Source organism: Flavihumibacter profundi, assembly GCF_020076305.1.
Lineage (GTDB): Bacteria > Bacteroidota > Bacteroidia > Chitinophagales > Chitinophagaceae > Flavihumibacter > Flavihumibacter profundi.
The window spans coordinates 1,550,596-1,572,309 of record NZ_JAIQXE010000001.1 but is presented as its reverse complement, the minus strand read 5'-3'; the positions used below and the strand labels follow the sequence as shown (position 1 = coordinate 1,572,309).

At 42.6% G+C, this 21,714-nt stretch carries 24 protein-coding genes; 19 read left to right on the top strand and 5 right to left on the bottom strand.

The genetic code is table 11. From position 1 onward, the window contains the following. The first annotated feature begins 35 nt into the window (after nucleotides 1-35). Nucleotides 36-374, top strand: coding sequence for a hypothetical protein (locus tag LAQ65_RS06810; RefSeq protein ID WP_224116197.1), 339 nt, complete (start codon nucleotides 36-38; stop codon nucleotides 372-374). Between the two features lies 1 nt (nucleotide 375). On the opposite strand, the gene LAQ65_RS06805 is transcribed toward LAQ65_RS06810, so the two are convergent. Continuing rightward, entirely contained in the window at nucleotides 376-912 is a 537-nt protein-coding gene (locus tag LAQ65_RS06805) for a flavin reductase family protein (RefSeq protein WP_224116196.1), read from the bottom strand. 215 nt (nucleotides 913-1,127) lie between these two features. On the opposite strand from LAQ65_RS06805, the gene LAQ65_RS06800 reads away from it, so the two are divergent. From LAQ65_RS06800 to LAQ65_RS06735, 14 genes are all read left to right on the top strand, one after another. Next, the gene (locus LAQ65_RS06800) at nucleotides 1,128-2,465 is read left to right on the top strand and encodes an MFS transporter (RefSeq protein WP_224116195.1); all 1,338 of its coding nucleotides are present in this window, start codon (nucleotides 1,128-1,130) and stop codon (nucleotides 2,463-2,465) included. Then, nucleotides 2,462-4,765 carry a pyridoxal phosphate-dependent decarboxylase family protein gene (locus tag LAQ65_RS06795; protein WP_224116194.1) on the top strand — a complete coding sequence of 768 codons (2,304 nt, stop codon included), beginning with the start codon at nucleotides 2,462-2,464 and terminating at the stop codon, nucleotides 4,763-4,765. Before LAQ65_RS06800 ends, LAQ65_RS06795 begins: the two co-directional genes overlap by 4 nt. 69 nt (nucleotides 4,766-4,834) lie before the next feature. Continuing rightward, nucleotides 4,835-5,782: an energy transducer TonB gene (locus LAQ65_RS06790; protein ID WP_224116193.1), complete on the top strand. Its 948-nt coding sequence runs from the start codon at nucleotides 4,835-4,837 to the stop codon at nucleotides 5,780-5,782. 285 nt (nucleotides 5,783-6,067) lie between these two features. After that, nucleotides 6,068-6,577 carry an OsmC family protein gene (locus LAQ65_RS06785; RefSeq protein WP_224116192.1) on the top strand — a complete coding sequence of 170 codons (510 nt, stop codon included), beginning with the start codon at nucleotides 6,068-6,070 and terminating at the stop codon, nucleotides 6,575-6,577. A 10-nt stretch (nucleotides 6,578-6,587) separates the two neighbouring features. Then, nucleotides 6,588-7,010: a universal stress protein gene (locus LAQ65_RS06780; protein WP_224116191.1), complete on the top strand. Its 423-nt coding sequence runs from the start codon at nucleotides 6,588-6,590 to the stop codon at nucleotides 7,008-7,010. A gap of 10 nt (nucleotides 7,011-7,020) precedes the next feature. Continuing rightward, a complete protein-coding gene (locus tag LAQ65_RS06775; RefSeq protein ID WP_224116190.1) occupies nucleotides 7,021-7,281 on the top strand; it encodes a DUF2061 domain-containing protein in 261 nt (86 codons plus the stop codon). Nucleotides 7,282-7,338: 57 nt separating this feature from the next. Next, nucleotides 7,339-7,953 carry a sigma-70 family RNA polymerase sigma factor gene (locus LAQ65_RS06770; protein WP_224116189.1) on the top strand — a complete coding sequence of 205 codons (615 nt, stop codon included), beginning with the start codon at nucleotides 7,339-7,341 and terminating at the stop codon, nucleotides 7,951-7,953. Further along, nucleotides 7,950-8,393, top strand: a complete 444-nt coding sequence (locus LAQ65_RS06765; protein WP_224116188.1) for a hypothetical protein — start codon at nucleotides 7,950-7,952, stop codon at nucleotides 8,391-8,393. The genes LAQ65_RS06770 and LAQ65_RS06765 overlap by 4 nt, the downstream gene beginning before the upstream one ends. A 62-nt stretch (nucleotides 8,394-8,455) precedes the next feature. Continuing rightward, nucleotides 8,456-8,875 carry a hypothetical protein gene (locus LAQ65_RS06760; RefSeq protein ID WP_224116187.1) on the top strand — a complete coding sequence of 140 codons (420 nt, stop codon included), beginning with the start codon at nucleotides 8,456-8,458 and terminating at the stop codon, nucleotides 8,873-8,875. Nucleotides 8,876-8,979: 104 nt separating this feature from the next. Next, nucleotides 8,980-10,956: a multicopper oxidase domain-containing protein gene (locus tag LAQ65_RS06755; protein WP_224116186.1), complete on the top strand. Its 1,977-nt coding sequence runs from the start codon at nucleotides 8,980-8,982 to the stop codon at nucleotides 10,954-10,956. Between the two features lie 25 nt (nucleotides 10,957-10,981). After that, a complete protein-coding gene (locus LAQ65_RS06750; protein WP_224116185.1) occupies nucleotides 10,982-11,464 on the top strand; it encodes a GNAT family N-acetyltransferase in 483 nt (160 codons plus the stop codon). 20 nt (nucleotides 11,465-11,484) lie between these two features. Continuing rightward, nucleotides 11,485-12,849, top strand: a complete 1,365-nt coding sequence (locus LAQ65_RS06745) for an FAD-binding protein (RefSeq protein ID WP_224116184.1) — start codon at nucleotides 11,485-11,487, stop codon at nucleotides 12,847-12,849. Between the two features lie 13 nt (nucleotides 12,850-12,862). After that, nucleotides 12,863-13,279, top strand: a complete 417-nt coding sequence (locus tag LAQ65_RS06740; RefSeq protein WP_224116183.1) for a VOC family protein — start codon at nucleotides 12,863-12,865, stop codon at nucleotides 13,277-13,279. A 6-nt stretch (nucleotides 13,280-13,285) separates the two neighbouring features. Next, nucleotides 13,286-14,818, top strand: a complete 1,533-nt coding sequence (locus LAQ65_RS06735; RefSeq protein ID WP_224116182.1) for a carboxylesterase/lipase family protein — start codon at nucleotides 13,286-13,288, stop codon at nucleotides 14,816-14,818. A 40-nt stretch (nucleotides 14,819-14,858) separates the two neighbouring features. On the opposite strand, the gene LAQ65_RS06730 is transcribed toward LAQ65_RS06735, so the two are convergent. The 4 genes from LAQ65_RS06730 to LAQ65_RS06715 all read right to left on the bottom strand — a co-directional run bounded on the left by LAQ65_RS06730 (nucleotide 14,859) and on the right by LAQ65_RS06715 (nucleotide 17,283). Next, the gene (locus tag LAQ65_RS06730) at nucleotides 14,859-15,131 is read right to left on the bottom strand and encodes a cytochrome c (protein WP_224116181.1); all 273 of its coding nucleotides are present in this window, start codon (nucleotides 15,129-15,131) and stop codon (nucleotides 14,859-14,861) included. Between the two features lie 18 nt (nucleotides 15,132-15,149). After that, nucleotides 15,150-16,265, bottom strand: coding sequence for a hypothetical protein (locus tag LAQ65_RS06725; RefSeq protein ID WP_224116180.1), 1,116 nt, complete (start codon nucleotides 16,263-16,265; stop codon nucleotides 15,150-15,152). Nucleotides 16,266-16,278: 13 nt separating this feature from the next. After that, nucleotides 16,279-16,680 carry a c-type cytochrome gene (locus LAQ65_RS06720; protein ID WP_224116179.1) on the bottom strand — a complete coding sequence of 134 codons (402 nt, stop codon included), beginning with the start codon at nucleotides 16,678-16,680 and terminating at the stop codon, nucleotides 16,279-16,281. Between the two features lie 420 nt (nucleotides 16,681-17,100). Beyond that, nucleotides 17,101-17,283 carry a hypothetical protein gene (locus LAQ65_RS06715; protein WP_224116178.1) on the bottom strand — a complete coding sequence of 61 codons (183 nt, stop codon included), beginning with the start codon at nucleotides 17,281-17,283 and terminating at the stop codon, nucleotides 17,101-17,103. Between the two features lie 211 nt (nucleotides 17,284-17,494). Between LAQ65_RS06715 and LAQ65_RS06710 the strand changes: the two genes are divergently transcribed. From LAQ65_RS06710 to LAQ65_RS06695, 4 genes are all read left to right on the top strand, one after another. After that, complete coding sequence (locus LAQ65_RS06710) at nucleotides 17,495-18,700, top strand: acetyl-CoA C-acyltransferase (protein ID WP_224116177.1); 1,206 nt, start codon at nucleotides 17,495-17,497, stop codon at nucleotides 18,698-18,700. A gap of 114 nt (nucleotides 18,701-18,814) precedes the next feature. Then, on the top strand, nucleotides 18,815-19,555 hold the full coding sequence (locus LAQ65_RS06705; RefSeq protein ID WP_224116176.1) for a PKD domain-containing protein: 741 nt from the start codon (nucleotides 18,815-18,817) through the stop codon (nucleotides 19,553-19,555). A gap of 69 nt (nucleotides 19,556-19,624) precedes the next feature. After that, entirely contained in the window at nucleotides 19,625-20,134 is a 510-nt protein-coding gene (locus LAQ65_RS06700) for an RNA polymerase sigma factor (RefSeq protein WP_224116770.1), read from the top strand. Then, nucleotides 20,127-21,695 (top strand): hypothetical protein, encoded by a 1,569-nt coding sequence (locus tag LAQ65_RS06695; RefSeq protein ID WP_224116175.1) that lies wholly within the window; start codon nucleotides 20,127-20,129, stop codon nucleotides 21,693-21,695. Before LAQ65_RS06700 ends, LAQ65_RS06695 begins: the two co-directional genes overlap by 8 nt. Nucleotides 21,696-21,714: the final 19 nt, after the last annotated feature.

Below are 21,714 nucleotides of genomic sequence, written 5' to 3'. Positions count from 1 at the left end.
TGAATATTTATGGCTGTCATGCTGTAAATTGGCGTATGAACAGATATGGGATAAAGGCTCCAATTTTGATATTGATCCTGGCTATTTCGGCGATCACTTCCTGCAAAAAGGAAAAGCCTTATCAGTACAAGAATACCGCACAGATTATTGGGTATGACCTGAGGGATTGTCCTTGTTGCGGCGGGTATCAGGTAACCATTGACAATGTCCCAAATCCCAACGGAAACTCATTTTTCCTGGCTGGTGAGTTCCCTTCAAATTTCAGTTTAGGTACAAATCCGGCATTTCCTGTTGCCGTAAAAATGGACTGGGAAGTTTTAACCACAACTTGTTTTGGTAATTACATCAAAATAAGCAAAATCGAAAAGCAATAAACTATTTCATTTTTGAAGGAAGTTTGATCTTTTCTCCTGCAACCATAAAAACGCCTTTACCCATATGGTGAATAGTCTTTGGCTCTTTTACCGCTGGGTTAATCCAGGCCTTTACCACTTCCAGCACAAAAAAATTGTATTTGTTTACCATGGTCGTATCTATGACCTTACATTCAAAATTAGCATAGCATTCTTTTATGAGTGGCGCTTTGACAACAGATGCCGGTTCTGCAGTTAAGTCAAAGGATTTAAATTTATCAATATCCCTGCCCGAAGTGTTGCCTACCTGGACCACTTTCGCCGCAATCTCCGCGGTGGGAATGGCAATTACACATTCCCTTGTTGCTTTCAGTATATCGAATGAATAATCCTGGTTGCTAACAACGCAGCCTATCAGCGGAGGCTCAAATTCCATCATGGTAAGCCAGGACATAGTCATGACGTTGTTCTCCCCCTGCCGCGCCGTTGTGAGCAGGACAACCGGTCCGGGTTCAAGCAAACCATAGACCTTTGACAATGGGAATGATTTTCTACGCATTATTAAAGATTATAAAGATAATAATTCTGACCTGGCATCTGAAAATTCCAAAACGCCTTTGCATAGGCCACCGATTGCATTCAGCTTGCCTTTATTAATACCATTATTGCCGGGAGAAACCGAAAATAGTCATCACCACACCTGATTAATATCATGGTTTTGATTAAATGGCCGGTGTATCTTAATGTTTCGGATATATAAATCCGGGTTAAAAAATGTTCTTAAAACCTGCTCCTTCATTACCAGGTTCTATAATCAAGAACGACAAGAAAACAATCAATGCCTGGGCAATGTATGATTGGGCCAACTCAGCATATGCATTGGTAATCGCTTCCGCCATTTTTCCGGCTTACTATAATACAATAACAAAAGTTAACGGCAGTACGAAGATTTCGATTTTAGGGATCAGCATCGAAAACACGGCAGCTTATTCTATCAACCTGGGTATTGCATTTGGTATTGTGGCCCTGATTTCCCCTTTACTCTGTTGCGTTTCAGATTATAACAGCAATCATCGTTCCTTCATGAAATTCTTCTGTTACCTGGGGTCTATCGGCTGCATGATGCTATTCTTCTTTAACGAATATCATCTCGTCCATCTTGCCCTGGCAGGAATGTTGCTGGCCACCGTGGGTTACTCCGGAAGCATTGTGTTTTATAACTCGTATTTGCCGGCAATAGCTACGGAAGACAGGCAGGATAAAGTAAGTGCCCGGGGTTATGCCTTCGGGTATATTGGAGCAACCACCCTGTTAATTTTGAACCTGGTATTTATCCTGAATCAAAAAGCCCTAGGGGTTTCGGATGATACCTTATTTCCACGGTTATCATTTTTACTCACCGGAGTATGGTGGATGGGTTTTGCACAGATTCCCCTGCATGTTTTGCCTATTGGGCTATATACTGCAAAACCAAAGGGGAAAAGCATCTTCAACGGGTATATGGAATTGAAAAAAGTATGGAACCAGTTAAAGTCGCAGCACAAGCTCCGGACATTTTTGTTCAGTTTTTTCTTTTATATCATGGGTGTGCAAACCGTTATGTTCATGGCATCGTCATTTGGCAATAAAGTTGTGCACCTAAATACAACACAACTCATCATCACCGTTTTGCTGCTGGAATACCTGGGAATCGGCGGGGCCTTCCTGTTTGCCTGGATCTCCAAAAAAACAAGCAATCTTAAAGCCCTGATGATCGCTGTAATTACCTGGATATTGATTTGTGCCGGCAGTTATTTCATTATTACCCCTCTGCATTTTTATATCGCTGCATTCTTTATCGGGATGGTGATGGGCGGAATTCAATCCCTGTCAAGGTCAACCTATGCGAAAATGATTCCCCAAACCGGGAACAATGCGGGTTATTTCAGTTTTTTTGATGTATGCGAAAAAACGGCGATGATGTGCGGATTAATCATGTGGGGTTACCTGGATAACCTGACTGGCAGCATGCGTAATTCAATAATAGCGCTGGGTGTTTGGTTTACCATCGGGCTGGTATTACTGATTATTGTACAGAAGATGAAGTCAGTTCCTCAAACCTTAACATCATGAGCGAAAACATTCAACCTGTATCCATTCCATCCGAGGGTGAAAGTCCGGATAACATCCTCCAGCAAATAAGGATGATGAAGCAGGAGGACGTTGCCTGGAAAGAAGGAAGGGTGTGGAGCCTCGTTTATTATGCCAATGAAGAACACGACAACCTGTTGAAAGCAGCAAGCAGTGAGTTGTTCAGCGCGAACTACTTAAACCCGCTGGCATTTAAAAGCCTGCACAGGATGGAACAGGAAGTAGTACATATGACCGCCCGAATGCTGCATGGGGATGAAAATACTGTTGGTGTAATGACAACCGGTGGCACCGAAAGTATACTGCTGGCCATGTTCTGTCACAGGCAGCGGGCAAGGGAACTTCACCCCCATATAACCAGGCCTGAAGTAGTTGCGCCGGTTACAATACACCCGGCTTTTGACAAAGCAGCTATCCTGTTTGGTTTGCACATTCGAAAAGCCCCGGTTGATGAAAACAGGAGTGCCATACCTGGCGCAATGGAACAGCTCATCAATGAGAATACTATCCTTATTGCAGTATCTGCCCCGAGTTATCCCAATGGGGTATTGGATCCGGTTGAAACCGTTGCCGGAATAGGCAAACGTCATCATCTGCCCGTTCATGTTGATGCCTGTGTTGGTGGTTTTATGTTGCCCTGGGTTGAAAAACTGGGCCATGCAGTGCCGCCCTGGGATTTCAGGGTTAGTGGGGTTTGTTCTGTTTCTGCAGATGTACACAAATTTGGCTATGGGGCAAAAGGCGCTTCTGTACTGTTGTATAAAAACATGGATTACCTGCGCCACCAGTTTGTCGTAACCACAGATTTTCCGGGTGGGATATATATATCGCCAACCTTACTCGGTACCCGTGCCGGGGGACCAATAGCCGCGGCATGGGCTGGTATGAAACACCTGGGTGAAACAGGATACCTGTCAATTGCAAAAAAAATGATGGAGGGTGCACAAAAGTTACGCGCTGGTCTTGCAGCCATGCCCGGCATCAACATTGTGGGCAATCCCTGTATGAATATTATATCCTATACGACAAGAAATAACGATCCGGATATTTTTGTCATAGCTGACCAACTGGAAGCAAAGGGATGGATGATTGACCGCCAGCAGTTTCCAAACTGTATACATCTCACTGTGCTTCCTACCAATGTGGATGTGATTGATCAATACCTCAGCGACCTGAAGGCAGCATTAGCATTTGCCACTGAACACCCCGGGGCCACAGCCAAGGGCAATGCAGCCATTTATGGGCTGATGGCAAGAATTCCATTCCGGGGAATGGTAGAAAAATCAGTGAAAAAGATCATGGAAGATATGTACAAGGGGGATGGAACAAAAGAGTTGGATGCAAAAGAAAAAAGTGGGAATGCGATAACCAAAAGTCCGGCCTGGTTGGGAATGCTTAACAGGTTACTTGCTGCATGGGCAAAGAGGAAAAAGAAGGGAAATAATACTTTGCTAAGTTTGTTGTTTGTGTGTTGCGTTATATTCCAGGCGGAAGAGGTATGGTCCCAGCCTTTAATTGATCCCTTCCAGGTGCGTTATACCTATGCTTTCCGGAGCAACAATACTGCAGCTACGCCATTTGTCCATTTCTGGGCCGGCTCAGATCTTCCCATCAAACTTAAAGGGAGTACCTACCTGCTCCTAAGTCCGTATTACGAACAATGGCGAATAGACTCAGCCGACAAAAAGGAGATTTACCCTGCCGTACAAAGCCTTGCATTGCCAATTGGTTTGATCCTGCCGTTTCACGAATCCAAATGGGCCATTACGGTGTTACCCATTGTGCGCTGGAACGGTGAAAAGCTGTTTGATGGAAACACCTTTCAATATGGCGCAATTACATTTGCCACCTATGCCCGGAAACCTAACCAGAAGTTCCGTTTGGGTGTGTATGCCAATGCCGAGTTTTTTGGATTGTTCGTTTGGCCGCTGCTAGGCACTGACTGGCGCATAGATGCGCGGAATAATCTCTTTGGCTTATTGCCCGGTCGGCTCACCTACGAACATAAGTGGAATAAAAAATTTTATGGCGGCGTTACTTTCAGGGCGCTTACCAATAGCTACCGGTTCTCCAATGGGCAATACATAAGGCTGGATGATAACCAGATATCTTTATACATGGATTATTATCCGGCCAAAAACATTTGCCTGACACTGGAACCCGGCTACGGTGTTTACCGGAAAATCCGGACCGGTATAAACAAGGGTGAATATCTCACCAACTTCAAATGGGGGGATGGACCATTTATCAAACTCAGCGCAGCTTATCGGTTGCGTTTGTAGCCATTGGCAACCATCTATACTTCTCTTTACTGCTACTGCTCAATTTAAAAAAAATCAATAAATTTCATAATGAAGCTGACAATTACTTTTTTTCTGTTACTATTCATTTTTCAGGCGAAGGGTCAAAGTATAACTAAATATTACGACTATACCTGGAAGGAATGTGAATCAAATTATGCCCGGTTTTTTTCCGTCATTACAAAAACTGATTCGGGATATACCAGGTATGATTATTTCATCGCGAATAAAACATTGCAGATGAAAGGTAAATATGATGATATAGATTGTAAAATACCAAACGGATATTTTTATTATTTCCATGCAAATGAAATGTTATTGTCCAGGGGAGGATATGTTCATGGCAAAAAGGATGGATTGTGGTTGAGTTATCATGTAAATGGCATGATGAGCGATTCAGCATTGTACAAGCAGGGAAAAGTTTTAGGAACAAGTTTGTCATGGCACCCAAATGGTTTCCTGAAAGATTCAACTGTTTTAAATGAGAAGGGGAGTGGCGTCCAGGTAACCTGGTTTGATAACGGAAATCCATCTTCAGCCGGGTATTTATCCGACGGCGAGCAACCAAATGGGAAATGGAAGTATTACCATAAGAACGGGGAGGTAAGTTCTGTTGAAGTGTATAATGAAGGTAAATTGATGGATAAAACTTACTTTGATGAAAATGGTAAACAAATAAGTGATACCACCAGCAGAGATGCGAATGCATCTTTCCCGGGAGGGATTTCAGCCTGGCAAAATTATCTGTCAGATAAGCTGTATTTTCCGGACCAGTACAAATTTACGAATGGAGATAAAGCAGTAGTGGCGGTAACTTTTTCGATTAATGAGGAAGGTAAGGTAGAAAATGTATATGCCAGCACACCATTTCATCAGGCTTTTGACAAGATAGCGGAAAATGTTATACGCAAATCACCGAAATGGATACCAGCAAAGCAACATAATAGAAAAGTGGCGTATTGGGTAAGGCAGCCTGTTGTGTTTTCGCAACCTGAATAAAAGCAAAAAAAATATGAAAACGCAGTGAATGATTGAACGGAAAATGCTGAAGATCACCTATGAATTCGGCCTTTGTGAAACAACATTTGTGCTGCCGAAAAGTTTGGTGGACAATAATTTAAATAGTTTTTTCTCCCGAAATGGAAATTGCGTTATGCGGTACCATTCGCTATGTAGCTTGCATTGGGATTAGTGTAAGTCAGCATCACCGTTTCCAGTGCAATGAATAATATTCTTTTGGTAGCGTTTAAGAGTGTTGATTAAGTAACAAAAAAATATTCAACCATGGATTCCATAGCTTTAAAAAACCTGCAGGCGCCGCTTAAAGAAAAGTATCGCTTGGAACCGGCATCAGCCATTATTACATTAAAAGCCCATGGTAACATTGGTGAAGGCATCTCCTGTAAAATTGAAACCGGCCATGCAATGGTTGAAGCCGGCCTGCATCCTGCAACAGGCGGGACCGGCCTGCTGGTTTGTTCCGGCGATCTGCTGCTGGAAGCTTTAGTAGCCTGCGCAGGAGTTACCTTGCAGGCTGTGGCAACTGCCATTGGCATTGATTTAAAAAACGGAGTCGTAAGGGCCGAAGGGGACCTGGACTTCAGGGGTACTCTGGGGGTTTCAAAGGAAGTTCCCGTTGGCTTTACATCGATCCGATTGGCATTTGACTTAGAAACTAATGCAACTGCTGAGCAAATTGAAAGTTTAAAAAAACTTACGGAAAGGTATTGTGTGGTTTACCAAACATTGACTAAAGGTGTAAGTGTTGAAACAGAATTTCATACTTCACAATAAAATGACAGTCATGAAAAAAATATTAATAGCTATTGACGATGGGCAATTTTCTGAAAAGATTGCTTTAGAAGGGTTGAAAATCGGACAGCAATTAAATGCGGAAATTGCCTTAATCAGCGTGGTTGATACAAGAGGGTTAATAACCGAGGGCAGCATTACTGCGGGAGAATTCGAGAAAATTATGGAAGGTGACTTCAGGAAAAACCAACAATTACTGGTTGGTAAATTATTCAAGGATGTAAAAGTTGTGACTTTTGTTGAAAGTGGAAACCCATTTGAGGCTATTTTAAGCGTTGCAGATGAATGGGGGGCAGACTTAATTGTTTTAGGTACGCATGGCAGGACTGGACTAACGCATTTGCTTCTCGGAAGTGTTGCGGAAAAAGTGATAAGGCATTCGAAGAAGCCTTTATTAGTTATTCCATCTAAATGACGATAAAGCTATGATTGAAAAACTCCACCCTGGCATACATCATTCAGAAGAGACACTTTCCCGGTCAATTGTAAAAACAGTTAGTTACAGGGTTGTCATATTAATCCTGGATTTTGTTTCAATATACCTTTTTACAGGCCAGGTTAAGGTTGCATTTGGGTTTATGATCGTAAGTAATGTTTACACAACGCTCGGTTATTTCTTTCATGAGAGAATTTGGGATAAGGTTAAATGGGGGAAGGAAATTTATAAGAAGACTGAAGGGCAGTAAACAAAAAAAAGTTTCTTTTATGCAACAAATACCTCAGGTAAGGGTCTATTCCTTCAAATGGACTTAAAGTTTAATAAAAAGCTGGAGGATCAACCGCTGGTTGAAAGGGTATTGCATGGCGACACAAATGCCTTCCAGGTTATTATACAGCGTACGGAAGGGTTGGTGGCGCAGATTATTTTTAAAATGGTCGATAATAAGGAAGACCGGAAAGACATTGCCCAGGATGTTTACCTGAAGGTCTTCCAAAGCCTGAAAGGGTTCAGGTTCCAGTCAAAACTTTCTACATGGGTCGGACAGATTGCTTACAATTCTGCCGTTAATTACCTAAGGAAAAAAAAGTTGGTCCTGGTTGAAAATTCCAGTGATAGTGAAGATGCCGGGAATATTTCCCTGGAAAGCCTTTATTCTGCTGAAAATGGCAGCCTCGCTAATGAAGCAGAAAATATTTTATCAAAGAAAGAACTGGCCGGGATTTTAAAACTGGAAATTGACAGGCTGTCGCCCCTTTTCAAAACCCTGGTTACATTATACCATAATGAGGATTTAAGTTATTCCGAAATAGCGGAAATAACCCAATTGCCTGAAGGGACTGTGAAAAGCTATTTATTCCGTGCCAGGAAAACCTTAAGGAATCGTTTAATGCCCATGTATAAAATGGAACAGCTATGATTGACAACCATCTTACTGATATAGAAATCCAGGAATATGTTTTGGATGCCAGCCAATGTACAAAGGTAAACCTGGACCATATGCAGGTTTGCGGGCATTGCAGGGTAAAAGCAACGCAATACAAAAGATTATTTGCCGGCATTGAAGGGCAGGAGCAAGCAGCTTTCGATTTTGACCTTGCAGCATTAGTCATGGAGAAATTACCGGCCAATAAGAATTTATGGGATACCTATTTTGAATGGTGGCTTGCAGGTTTTGTGCTGCTGGTGTTTGTGATTGGTGGGTATTTCCTGCGGACTGATTTGAAAGCATTGCGCAGTAGCCTGACCCCGCTTATTTTCCTGCTGATTTTGATACCGGTACTGGCTTTACTGGTATTCCTGGGGTTTGATATGTATAAGGCTTATCAAAAGAAAATGAAAGCATTAAATTTCTATTGAATCATTGCAACATTTACACCATAAGCGGGTCAAATAAATAAATGACATTAACAGCAATTGATATGAAAAAAGTACTCAGTATTTCAGCCGCAATTACATTGCCCTTTTTAGCTAGCGCCCAGAGTGATTACGATTATAGGGCAATGGAAATATTCAGGATATGTGCAATGATTTTCATAGTGGGGTTATTTATGGTGTTTATTATTGCCATTATGAAAAGGATCATGGATCATCGCATCAGGAATAAGATTGTCGATAAAGGTATCCCTGAGAATATTGCCTCCTCCATTTTGCAGTCAAGTCCAAAAGAAGATGGTAATGTAAATATCAAATGGTTTTCAATTTTAGCCGGAATTGGTGCGGCACTCACCATCATTTATTATACACAGCCTTTGGGTATACACTCGTTGGCGATTATGGCATTTTGCCTTTCTGCCAGTTTTTTGGGGTATTACTTTTTTACCAGGTCCACCGAAAAATAAAGCCAGAATGGTAGTCCTCTATCGGTTTCTAACACCCATTGTGGAGAAATTATAAGAATATTCATTATTATAATTGCGTATATTATGGGATAATGCCGATTGCCATGAAGAAGTTCTTTCTAGTATCTGGCTATTCTATTTTCCTCTTTTTTCCCAGTACGTTTAAATTTTCCAATTCCCAGAATGATTTTTCCGGTCCATGGTATGGAAAGAAAAATATCATTTCATGCGGGAAGGCATTAAGCAGCGCCAAAACAACGCTTAATGGATCAGCAGGGGAAATAGCAATAAATGATAACCGGAATCCTGCCGGAGAAATGCGAAATGGAATTCTTTACCTGAGACTGGAGGCCCGCACAGGTACCTGGTATCCTGAAACGCATGATGGGAATGGATTGCGGGTACATGCTTTTGCAGAAGCAGACAAGCCATTGCAACTGCCCGGCCCGCTTATACGGGTTCCTGAAGGGACTATCATCAATGCTGAAATAAAAAATACGATACCTGGTTCACCATTGGTTTTACGAGGTTTCCACACCCACAACGCAAATTCCGGCGACAGTGTTTCCATTCCGTTTAATAAAAAATATAAGGTACAGTTCAAAGCAGGAAAGGCGGGAACTTATTTTTACTGGGCATCTGACGGAACGCTTAAAACTGGTTCCCCTGGCTTGCCATTTTTTGAGGACAGCCAGCTATTCGGGGCATTCATAGTAGACCCGCCAAATACCAAACCAGACCCGGAAGAAAGGATACTGATGGTAAGTATCTGGAATGATACCATAAACAGCCAGGCAACATTTGACCGTGAGGAGCTCGCATTGAATGGACTTACGTGGCCTTATACAGAGCGGTTGAGTTATCCAAAAGACCGGCCGGTTCACTGGAGGCTGATCAATGCCAGTAACCAGGTGCATCCGATGCACTTACATGGTTTTTATTTTTCGGTAAACAGCCGGGGAAATGGAAACAGCGATAATGTTTTCAAAGAAAAAGACCGTTACCTGGCTGTAACGGAACTTATGCTGCCCCATGAAACCCTTTCGGTTACCTGGACGCCGGAGCGGGAAGGCAATTGGTTGTTCCATTGCCATACGCTGGTTCATATGATGGCCGGGTCATTCCTGCGGGAAACAGCAGAGATGACAGAGCAGCAGATGAATGATATTACAACACATGCGAGGAATGGCATGGGGGGACTTATTATGGGAATAAATATTACGCCATCACTTGAAAAAATTAGTACAAAGCCTGAACTGAAAAGCACTGAACGTTCTATTACGATGATCCTGCAGGAAAAGAAAAACTGGTATGATACCTTAACGGGATATGGATTTGTAATACGGGAAGGTAATATTTTGACTGATGCAAAGGAAAGTATTCCTGGTCCGCCACTAATACTTGAAAGGGGGAAGCCAGTCTCCATAAAAATAATCAATCATTTGCCCGAGGCAACAACTGTTCACTGGCATGGGCTCGAAATTGAAAGTTATTTTGATGGTGTAGCTGGTTGGGGAAACAGGGGCAGTGAATTGGCACCGATGATCATGCCAGGCGATTCATTTATAGTGCACTTGACGCCACCAAGGGCAGGCACATTTATTTACCATACCCATATGCACACCATGCAGTTGCTGAAGGGAATGTATGGTGCCCTGATCGTAAAGGAGCCGGGGGAAAAATTCAGCAACGTCAGGGAAAAAATATTTGTTATCGGCCAGGGCGGTACAAATATAGTTCCCAGTTTATTTTTCCTGAATGGGAAAATGAATATTGATACAGTAACGCTGCAAAGAGGTATGAACTATCGTTTCAGGATAATCAATATTACTGCCCTTGGGCCTGATTTAAATGTTTCCCTTTTGCTAAACGGGCTTCCATTTAAATGGCGTGAAATGGCCAGGGACGGCGCTGAACTTGCTGTTAACCAGCAAACCCAAAAGCTTGCTGCAGATCAATCTGTAACAATTGGCCAGACAATGGATTTTCAGTTTAATCCGGAGAAGCCAGGGAATTATTTGTTTGCAGTAAAAAATTATGAAGGCACCATTGTCCTAAGCAAATCATTCCAGGTGCATTAATTTTACTGGTATTAACCAAAACTGCATGATTTTCATACAACGCTTTGTTGCCTCCCAGGCACAGGATGTTATAGACTTAATCCTTACCATCCAGCAAATTGAATTTGGTGTTCCGGTTACGGCAGCTGACCAGCCCGACCTATTGGATATCCCTTCCTATTATTTTATAGGCGAGGGTAATTTTTGGGTTGCATGCCTGGATGGTAAAGTTGTTGGCACTATAGGCTTACTTGATTTTGGCGGTGGTGGTTTTGCACTTCGGAAGATGTTCGTGGCCAAAGCATACCGTGGTATGGAATTGGGTATTGCGCAAAAGTTGTGGAAAACGGCCCTGGATTGGGTATCCGGCCACAAAGGCCGGGAAGTTTATCTTGGGACGGTTGAGTTACTGAAAGCAGCGCATCGCTTTTATGAAAAGAATGGGTTTACAAGGATAGACGCCGGGCAATTGCCTGGAAGATTTCCCAGGATGGCAGTTGATACAGTATTTTATGTTTTTAAGATGTAAATTCCACTAACAGTAATTTTATGGATAAAAGAGAATTTCTCAGGACATCTTCCGTATTGCTGGGTGGTACTATATTGTTGCCATATTTCGGATGTAAAACAAACAAACAAGCAGTGAGCGAACAGCCATTATCCAATTGGTCGGGAAACCTTACCTATAGCACAACACATGTACATTACCCAAAAACGGTAGGGCAGGTGCAGGATATCGTAAGAAAATGCAAACAACTCCGGGCCCTTGGATCAAGGCATTCCTTTAATACAATTGCCGACAGCACAGCGAACCAGGTTTCCCTTCAGGAAATGAATCATATAGTTGCTTTAGACAAGAGTAATCATACGGTTACTGTTGAAGCGGGAATGCGTTATGGTGAACTGGCACCATACCTGCATGAAAACGGGTATGCCCTGCATAATCTTGCATCCCTTCCACATATTACGATTGAAGGCGCCTGTGCAACTGCCACACATGGATCCGGTATGGCAAGTGGTAACCTTTCAACTGCTGTATCAGCCATTGAGTTTGTGAATGCCAGTGGCGACCTTGTGGTATTATCCAGGCAAAATGATAGAGACCAGTTCCCGGGAGCGGTGGTTGGTTTAGGCACCCTTGGTGTAGTAATCAAAATCACACTCAACCTGTTGCCCACATTCGAAATGAAACAGTTTGTTTACCTGAACCTGCCAATGCGGGAGTTGGAGAAAAACATGTATGCCATACTTTCCAGCGGCTACAGTGTAAGTCTCTTTACCGATTGGAAGAACAAAAATGTGAATGAAGTCTGGATCAAGATGCGCGCTGATGACCCAAGGGCTGCGTCCATGCCTGCTGAATTTTTTGGCGCAACGCTGGCCACCCGGAATATGCACCCGGTAGCGGATCAGCCTGCGGAAAATTGTACACCTCAAATGGGTGTTGCCGGTCCATGGTATGAGCGGATGCCGCATTTTAAAATGGGTTTCAAACCCAGTGCAGGCAAGGAATTGCAGGCGGAGTATTTTGTACCATTAGAAAGGGGTTATGAAGCGATGATGGCCGTGGAAACCCTGCACGAAAAAATTTCCCCGCATTTGTTTATTTCTGAGATCCGTACAATTAAGGGAGATGATCTGTGGATGAGTCCCTGCTATAAAAATGATTGCCTGGCCATCCATACCACATGGAAGCAGGAGACAGAAATCGTAAACGGGCTCCTGCCGATGGTAGAGCAACAACTCGCCCCTTTCAACGCCCGCCCGCATTGGGCGAAATTATTTGCCATGCCTCCGGCGGTATTACAGTCACGCATAGAAAGACTGTCCGATTTTAAAAACCTCGTGAACCAGTACGACCCGAACGGTAAATTCAGGAACGATTTTATACATAAAAATTTATGGACCAGTTAAGGGAAATATTTAAATGAAACAGGAAATCAAAATAAATAAGCTGCAGCATATCGGTATACCTGTTACCAATATTGAAGTGTCCGAATTATTTTACAGGTCATTGGGATTTAATAATGTCTTGAAGTCCGGCTTTAAGTTTGACGGCCAAAATGGCACCTGCATCATGATGCAACAAAAGGATATTATTATAGAATTATACCAGATGCCCGAAAAGCAACTATCAGAAATCAGGTTGCGGAAAGATGGTCATGTTGACCATATTGCTTTTGATGTAGACGATATAGGTGCCACATTTGAAATATTGAAAAACAGCGGCTATACTATCCTGGAAGAGCAACCAGTATTCCTTTCTTTCTGGAAAAATGGCTGTAAGTATTTTAATATCCTTGGGCCGGATGGAGAGCGGCTGGAGTTCAACCAAATAATGTAAGTAAGTATGAAAAAATATTTTTTAGCGGGCATCATCACCTTCTTTTTTATTCCTATGGTTAAAGCACAAGAAGCGGGAGAAAACACCCTGCTAATGGTTAAAACTGCCAATGGTACACTGGAAGGCCTGCGTGAATCAGGCATCAGTTCATTTAAAGGGATTCCCTTTGCAGCGCCACCTGTGGGCCAGTTTCGCTGGAGGGAGCCGCAGCCAGTGCAAAACTGGAAGGGAGTTCGTAAGGCAGGTAAGTTCGGTCCACGGGCCATGCAGCGACCTATTTTTGGCGATATGGCTTTCCGCTCAGATGGCATGAGTGAAGACTGTCTTTACCTGAATGTGTGGACTCCTTCTCGGTCGGGCAAAGAGCGCCTTCCAGTTCTGGTGTATTTTTATGGTGGAGGCATGATGGCCGGGGATGGTTCAGAATTGCGCTATGACGGTGAAAGTATGAGCCGAAAAGGCATCGTGGCGGTAACAGTAAATTACCGGTTGAATGTATTTGGATTTTTTGCGCATCCGGAGTTGACTAAAGAGTCAGCACACCATGCATCCGGCAATTATGGATTGCTTGACCAGGCAGCAGCCCTGCAATGGGTGCATCAAAATATCGCGGCGTTTGGTGGAGATCCCAGTCGGGTAACCATTGCTGGTGAATCAGCTGGTTCCTTTTCGGTAAGTGCGCAAATGGCTTCTCCATTATCCAAACAACTTATTGCGGGTGCAATAGGTGAAAGTGGTTCTCTTTTAGGAAAGGAATCCGCTGTTCCACTTGCCCAGGCCGAGCAAAATGGGGTGAAATTCGCGGCATTGGCTAAAGCTGCATCGCTTGCTGAATTACGAAAAATGCCGGCAGAGCAGGTACTCGAGCTTTCAGCTAACCATGAATGGGAGTTGTTCAAAATAACGGTCGATGGCTATTTTTTCCCTAAGTCACCGTTGCAGGTATTTGCAGCCGGAGGGCAGTCGCTGGTGCCATTGCTGGTAGGATGGAATGCCGAGGAGATGACTTACAAGGCACTATTGGGAAAAGATGAGCCCACGAAAGAGAATTTCGCAAAAGCTGTCCAGAAATTATATGGTAGTAAAGCTGCTGAAGTTTTGCAGTTATATAACGCGGCAACTGATGCAGATGTACAACAAGTGGCAACTGATCTCGCGGGTGACCGGTTCATTGGATACGGTACCTGGAAATGGGCAGATATACATAGCCAGACCGGACATAGGCCAGTATACAGGTATCTCTATACAAGACCACGTGGAAAAGAGGGGGCTGTGCATTCCGCCGAAATAGAATATGCGATGGGAAACCTTTCCAGCAATAAATCATATGTATGGGAACCGGAAGATTATAAAGTGTCTGCCATTATGCAGGATTACTTTGCCAATTTTATAAAGACGGGGAATCCAAATGGATTGGGTGTGCCCTTGTGGAAGCCGATAAAGGCCAATGAGGCAGCCCTTGTTATGCATATAGATGTAAATACCAGTGCTGTTTTGGAGAAAAACCGGGAAAGGTATTTATGGTTGGATAAACAATAACAAAAGGTAGCCCGCAAGATTTTCCTGCGGGCTTTTGTTTTTAGTTATTAGCACTTTTCAGGAATTCAGTAATCTTGTCCACTTCTGTTTTAGTGAGATTTGCCCTTATCTGCATATGCGTTCCAATAATGTCCCAGTTATCGTTATTGAATTCCCCCGGTCCAGGCGCATTATGGCAACGATTGCAGTTTTCTCCCCATAACTGCGCGCCGGATTTATTGGCAACTTTTGAAGATACATAACAGCCTGTCAGGGCTGTACCGCCTGTGATGAAAATTGCAATGATAACTATATAGGTGATTAACTTTTTCATGCTATTTATATTTAAACATTAGAAACCAAATACTACTGAGGCATAAAAGGTGCTAGGCTCCTGGTCCTTTACCTGGTAAGCTATTTTTAAGAGGCTGTTCCAATGCAGCCAGTAATCCAGGGCATATTCATTGGAAGTAAGGTTGGATCCACCCCATGGTGCATCCTTGGGCCTTTGATAGTTTGAATACCTGTAAGCAATTTCTAAGTTCCTGAAAAATTTACTGTCTACCAGAGAAGGCCTGATACTTCCTGATAAATACCATGCAGAAGGTGAGTTAGCAAAACTGTACTGGGTTTCGCCATCCGCTTTTAAGTAAACAGCATTATCGCCAACTTTTTGGTGCCTGTATTCACCTGTTATCCGCAATGTGCTTTTAATAGGTTTTATATTTTCAAAATAGTTAAGGTCAACGGCCTGCATGCTCAGGCTAACCTTTTCATTTACTGTTCCAAGGTCACCTGTGCCTGATTTGTTTTGATAGGAGAATCCTACCTCAAGGTTCGATTTGGCAAATGGCACCAGGGCTATTCTACCACCCACTGCCATAGTTTTGTTGTTGGGAATATAGGCTTCGTAATCAAATTGGCCTGCATTTGCAGTATCTGTAAGCAAATGTGATCCATTAACAACATACACATCATAAAGTACTTTCATGCTTCCAAAAGGAAGTGCGCCTAATGCACCGAACCCTGTTTCCACTGATGCACCGATGCCCCCGTCACCAAAGCCAGCCGGGTTTGAAGGAAAGCGGTTCAGGAATCCTTCGGCCAACCGGCCACGGTAGGCACCGAATTTTGGCAAGAAACGACCGGCATGTAATGTGAGGTATTGGTTAACCATATAATTCATATTTGCATATTCCAATCCAAGGTTAACACTACCTTCACCTGTTTCTATTTCTGCCTCTGCCTCCACAAACAATTTGGGGGAAATCCGCCAAAGGAAAATGGGTTTAAAGTTCACCTCGCCAAATCCTTTTGAATCGCTGTTGGACATGAAACTCATTTCAGCATTTCCATAAACAACAAATTTGTTAGAGCCGGGTGAGGTTTTTGTGGCGGTAGAAGCATCCTGTGCATAGGTTAGTATTTGCAGGAATAGCAGAATGATTAAAGGCAGTAGCTTTCTCATATAATCAGTTTAATTATTTGGGTTTTTTTGCAAGGGTCCTAATGTAGTCTACGAGTTCCCATCGTTGTTTTTCTGTGAGTGTTTGTTTGTAAGCTGGCATTGGATTATGTCCTTCACTCATTTCCCAGTAAAGGGCACCGTCTGTTTTTTTCTGAATTAATGCTGAAGAATGGTCTGCTGGTTTAATGGTTAATCCCGCTGCGGCAACACCATCACCTTTGCCTTTATCGCCATGGCAGGGGGTGCAGTAAGTGTTGTAATTTATTTTTGCTTCACTTAAGATGGCCGCATCAGCCGGATAAGGGTTTTTGAGATTTTCGGCTTCTTTCGGGGGTTCCCATGCACTTCCTTTTGTTTGTGCATTTACACTAACGTTGATGCATAATAGTATAAATGTGATTTTTAAGTATTTCATTGTGTTTTAGGATTTTATACTTTTTTAGTTATATCAATTACTGTATCGTAGCATGTTTTGTGAGGTTGCTCATTTTGTATTATGAGGTTACTCATGAAAAATGAGTGAAAGTGCAGGAGGTTACGTAAATGTAAAAAGAAGCAATTTGTTTTTGGTTAACTGCTGGTTAAACGGATAATTATTTTGATATTCATTAGTATGATTAATTGTACGGTATTCGAAACAAATCATTCTAATCTAAAATCCTGCTTAGTTGAAATAGGCACTACATTATTTCTATAAAAATATTTTTTAAATACATTTAGTGGGGATGGTATAAAACTGCGAAAGGTATGTTATGCTGAAGAGAAGGCTGAGCATGCAAAAAGGGTTCAGTTATTTACTATATTTAATATCATTATTAGTGATGTTGAAGCCAGATTAAAGAAAGTCGCTGCCATTGGGTATAAAATAACGGCCTTTTTGCTGGCTGAAGTCCATGCCAATATCATTAAAATGGATTTCGACCTGGCCTGGGTCATTAAAGCCGGCAAAGACCAGGTTGAATAATTCAAACAGGATCATGGCAGTTTTCCCTTTAGCATACGAAAGACCTGAATGCAAACCGGGAAGTTATTTTACCGGCATGCGTCGGTAATATCGATTTTACACCCATTCTTAATGCAGCTAAAACTGCTGGAATGAAGAACTTTTATGTGGGACGGCCTCCCTGGTGATCCAATTGCCTTCATCACTACAGACTATAGTTGCCTCAGGAAAATTCCGGGTTCCCGATATCTCCCGTAATATCTTGATTTCATAATAACTTCATACTATGGATGTATATATAATTGATGGCATAAGGACACCCATTGGTAGTTTTGGTGGATCACTTTCTACTGTCCGGGCAGATGACCTTGCCGCTTTAGTGATCAGGGAATTGGTTGCACGTAATCCACGGATTCCGGTTGACCGGATTGACGATGTGATTTTTGGTTGTGTGAACCAGGCTGGTGATGATAACCGGAATGTGGCCCGGATGTCGCTGCTGATTGCCGGACTTCCTTATACCGTTCCCGGAGAAACGGTAAATCGGTTATGCGCCAGCGGAATGTCTGCAGTAATACAAGCTATGCGGGCTGTCCGGTCTGGTGATGGAGATATATTCGTTGCTGGCGGTGTTGAGCACATGACCCGCGGGCCCTGGGTTATTTCAAAAACATCCAAACCATTTGGTAATGATGCGCAGATGTTTGATTCCAGTTTTGGCTGGCGTTTTGTGAATCCTCTCATGGAAAAATTATATGGTACCGATGCCATGGGCGTTACGGCAGAAAACCTGGCGGAAATGTACCAGATCAGCCGTGAAGACCAGGACCTTTTTTCCTTCAACTCGCAAATTAAAGCAGCTAAGGCCTGTGATTCGGGCAGGCTGGCGGACGAGATCATAACGGTGGAAGTTTCCCTAAAGAAAAATGAAGCGCTTCAGTTTGCAACTGATGAATTCATGAAGCCGGGCACTACACTGGAAAAGTTGTCAACCCTGAAACCTGCATTCAGGATGGAAGGGGGGAGTGTTACAGCGGGTAATTCATCAGGATTGAATGATGGTGCTGCCGCTATGTACATAGTTTCGGAAGAGGCGCTAAAGTGGTATTCGCTTCAGCCCCAAGCAAGGATCGTAGCTTCTGCAGTTGTTGGCGTAGAACCCAGGATTATGGGAATAGGACCGGTAAAAGCAACACAAAAAGCATTGATCAGGGCCGGATTGCGGCTAAATGATATAGATATCATTGAATTGAATGAGGCCTTCGCCGCACAATCCCTTGCCTGCATCAGGGAAATGGGATTGAAGGATGATGATCCGCGGATTAACCCGAATGGAGGGGCTATTGCCCTGGGCCACCCATTAGGCATGACGGGCGCACGTATAATACAAACTGCAGCTATAGAATTACAAAAGCAGCAAAAGCGATATGCATTGGTGACTATGTGCATAGGCGTGGGGCAGGGATATGCAGTTGTGCTGGAGCGTTGTTAGGTTTTTTAATATTTTCTTTTATTTAGCCAACCTTTTCAAACTGCCTTGTAGTTTATCTATTAACAAGGCGATCGACTGTGTTAATCACATTAATAATTTGAAAAAGGTATAAATATGAAAAAACTCCATTTCCTGCTTGCAATACTTGCAATTGGACTCGTATTCCAGGCCTGTAAAAAAGAAAATTCTTCATCAAGTCTTTCTATAAAGGCATCCAAATCTACTTCAATCAAAATGGGTGAACCTGTGGTTTTCCATGTGAGTAGTGCAGACACTATTGCCCGGGTGAACTGGCAGGTTAGCCCCTCTTCAGCAGTTCAAATCAATGCCAGTGGTAGCAGTGCGTCTATTTTATTTGGGCAGGCAGGTACTTATACTGTTGAAGCAAGTGCTAATGGCTTATATTCAACAACAAGTGTAACTGTTACCGATAGTATTTATAATCCCGGTGAAAACAGCCAGGGATCTGCAATTGTAACCCTGGTAGGAGACCAGTTCGCTTTAACGCCTTCAGTCATTGATTCAATGGGTAATTCCGGGCTTGTGATTTCCGTAATTTCAAAAGATGATTACGATTGCCTGAATCATTACCTGCTGTATAATTATGACCACAACGGCAATGATTACGCCATTGAATTCACAGGGGTAAGCATTCCTACTTCATATTGCACCGTCGGAAAAGCAAAAGCAGCTGCACAGTTATTTTTCTACCCGGTTTCAGAAGGAACACACGGGTTTGATATCAAATTGAATGGTACAACCTATTCTGGTAGCTTTGTAAAAGAAGGGAATGGTTATTCGTTTACATGGCCATATACATCCGGAGTTACCATTTCTCCTTTGTCCGTAAATTAAGTTGCTGCCTGATGTATAAAAAAAGCTGAATTTTTGGAAGACCTTAAAAATATCATAGCGGGCTGCAGGGTGAATGACCGAAAAAGCCAGGAAAAATTGTACAAACAATTTTACCCGGCTTTTTTTGCTTTGTGCAAAACTTTTTTTTCAGACAATCATGATATCCTCACTGCGTTAAATAATGGAATGTTGAAAATTTTTCGCAATATCGGTCAATATGATCCTTCCAGGGGCGAGTTTTTTAACTGGTGTTACACAATAATAAGGAATGCTGCATTGACACTGGTTCGCGATAAAAGGGCAAACCTGACTGTTGAATTGAAGGATGATCTTAATGTATATACCACAATTAACCCATTCAGGCAATTTGAGTGGAAAGATATCTATGTATACCTTGATAAATTGCCAGCCGGTACCCGTGCGGTTTGCAGCTTGTTTTACCTGGAAGGGTATAACATCAGGGAAATAGGTGAAGCCCTGGAGTTGAAAGATGGTACTGTGAAATGGCACCTGAATGAATGCCGCAACAAACTGAAAGTAATTTTTGAACAATCACCAATAATTGAAAGAAGTGCATGACGAAAATTTACATAATGAACCATTATTAAACAAGTCCTATCCGGATCCTGGTATTAATGTAGAAAATGCATGGGCAGATATGCATGCCCGTTTGGATGATGAAATGCCGGTTGTGAAAGTAAAAAAGCCAGGCTGGAAAAACTGGAAATGGCCGGGTGGGATTTTTATCCTGGGGCTTATTATTGCCACAATATGGCTGGTAGTTAAACAAAAAGAAGTTCTAAACATTTCAATGCCAATAGAAAAAAGGGCTGACCTTCCAAATGTATCCTCAGGCAATAATCAGAAAGAGACAGCGGAAGCTAAAAATACAAGAGTTAAAGGCAGGACTGATAGCGAAAACTTAGTTAAGGTGGATTCAGTTGCAACCTTTGTACAACCAGGAAATTCCGCAAATAATATAACCAGGCTGGTTGATAGCAACCTGGGGGTGGGTATTTTAAAGCAAGATTCAACTACCCGACTTGTTGGAACACTAAAAGGTAATGGAGTTTTGGATAACCCAGATTTGAGGAAATCCACAGGTTTAACCTTAGTTAATAAAAAGCGCAACGTAAATCCAGTAAATGACAAGGCAGCTATTAAATCATTTGAAAAGAAGGCCATTGTACCAATTGATAAAAAAGGCAAAAAACAAGGACAATATTTGACGCCACCATCTGCTTTTTTAGTTGCAGGGGATAAGGGCGGAAATAAGAATAAGAATCCTGACCCAGTTCCTATTGCTGCTGAAGCAGATTATTTTATTCCATATGGGTTGGATAAGGATATTGCTGCTGGTAATACTGCATTGATGAATGATCCTTTTTCGCAGTTCCCTAAAGCAGAAAAGAAATCACAGACAAGAATAAATGAAGAATTGCTGGATTCAGCGAAAAAAATATCCGGTGGCAATGGTAAACTATCCGTTAATACCAAGAATGCAGGGATTTTTAAGGACATTCATTATGGTGCGCAATGGAATATTCCCTTGCCAATACAGGGAACTGACAATTTATTTACAGGTGCCAGTGGGGGAAGCCAGGTATATGGAATACTTATTCCGCAAATTTGGATTACGAAAAATTGGGGAGCCAAACATGAATTGCGTTTTGTAGTTGACGCATTCGCGAAATACTACCTTGGAAGCCAAACATTAGCGAGTTCCACAGGTACCTATTCTGGTACAGATTCAACGCTTGTCATAAGAGATTCAAGCCTTATTAATTCCCAGGGATTTAGCCTGGCACTGCTGTATAATCACCATTTAGCCGGGCGGTGGACAATTGGGGCAGGATTGCAGTATCAATGGCAAAGCAAAGCCCTGGGGGAAATTAAAACTGTAAGGGCTTCCGATCAGGCTAAACTTTCAGGTGAATTAATAAGTATAGACAAGTCTTCCACACTATGGAATTATATAGCCCCGGGATTTCTTGTTGGTAGGGTAGAAGCAGGGTATTCTTTCCGAAATGCCACTTTGGGTGCTGGTGTATTAATTCCGGTTACCAGTTTAACTTCCGGGGGAAGCCCCAAGGCGCAACCAATAAACGGCCAGGTGTTTATAAGGTGGCGGATACATTAATAAGGCTGTTAAATCGGAT

Coding starts and splice junctions, on each gene's coding strand:
- LAQ65_RS06710 (WP_224116177.1), top strand. CDS start 17,495: ATGGATGTATATATAATTGATGGCATAAGGACACCCATTGGTAGTTTT.
- LAQ65_RS06745 (WP_224116184.1), top strand. CDS start 11,485: ATGGATAAAAGAGAATTTCTCAGGACATCTTCCGTATTGCTGGGTGGT.
- LAQ65_RS06810 (WP_224116197.1), top strand. CDS start 36: ATGAACAGATATGGGATAAAGGCTCCAATTTTGATATTGATCCTGGCT.
- LAQ65_RS06760 (WP_224116187.1), top strand. CDS start 8,456: ATGAAAAAAGTACTCAGTATTTCAGCCGCAATTACATTGCCCTTTTTA.
- LAQ65_RS06730 (WP_224116181.1), bottom strand. CDS start 15,131: ATGAAAAAGTTAATCACCTATATAGTTATCATTGCAATTTTCATCACA.
- LAQ65_RS06780 (WP_224116191.1), top strand. CDS start 6,588: ATGAAAAAAATATTAATAGCTATTGACGATGGGCAATTTTCTGAAAAG.
- LAQ65_RS06785 (WP_224116192.1), top strand. CDS start 6,068: ATGGATTCCATAGCTTTAAAAAACCTGCAGGCGCCGCTTAAAGAAAAG.
- LAQ65_RS06755 (WP_224116186.1), top strand. CDS start 8,980: ATGAAGAAGTTCTTTCTAGTATCTGGCTATTCTATTTTCCTCTTTTTT.
- LAQ65_RS06725 (WP_224116180.1), bottom strand. CDS start 16,265: ATGAGAAAGCTACTGCCTTTAATCATTCTGCTATTCCTGCAAATACTA.
- LAQ65_RS06800 (WP_224116195.1), top strand. CDS start 1,128: ATGTTCTTAAAACCTGCTCCTTCATTACCAGGTTCTATAATCAAGAAC.
- LAQ65_RS06705 (WP_224116176.1), top strand. CDS start 18,815: ATGAAAAAACTCCATTTCCTGCTTGCAATACTTGCAATTGGACTCGTA.
- LAQ65_RS06750 (WP_224116185.1), top strand. CDS start 10,982: ATGATTTTCATACAACGCTTTGTTGCCTCCCAGGCACAGGATGTTATA.
- LAQ65_RS06770 (WP_224116189.1), top strand. CDS start 7,339: ATGGACTTAAAGTTTAATAAAAAGCTGGAGGATCAACCGCTGGTTGAA.
- LAQ65_RS06775 (WP_224116190.1), top strand. CDS start 7,021: ATGATTGAAAAACTCCACCCTGGCATACATCATTCAGAAGAGACACTT.
- LAQ65_RS06720 (WP_224116179.1), bottom strand. CDS start 16,680: ATGAAATACTTAAAAATCACATTTATACTATTATGCATCAACGTTAGT.
- LAQ65_RS06740 (WP_224116183.1), top strand. CDS start 12,863: ATGAAACAGGAAATCAAAATAAATAAGCTGCAGCATATCGGTATACCT.
- LAQ65_RS06765 (WP_224116188.1), top strand. CDS start 7,950: ATGATTGACAACCATCTTACTGATATAGAAATCCAGGAATATGTTTTG.
- LAQ65_RS06790 (WP_224116193.1), top strand. CDS start 4,835: ATGAAGCTGACAATTACTTTTTTTCTGTTACTATTCATTTTTCAGGCG.
- LAQ65_RS06805 (WP_224116196.1), bottom strand. CDS start 912: ATGCGTAGAAAATCATTCCCATTGTCAAAGGTCTATGGTTTGCTTGAA.
- LAQ65_RS06795 (WP_224116194.1), top strand. CDS start 2,462: ATGAGCGAAAACATTCAACCTGTATCCATTCCATCCGAGGGTGAAAGT.
- LAQ65_RS06735 (WP_224116182.1), top strand. CDS start 13,286: ATGAAAAAATATTTTTTAGCGGGCATCATCACCTTCTTTTTTATTCCT.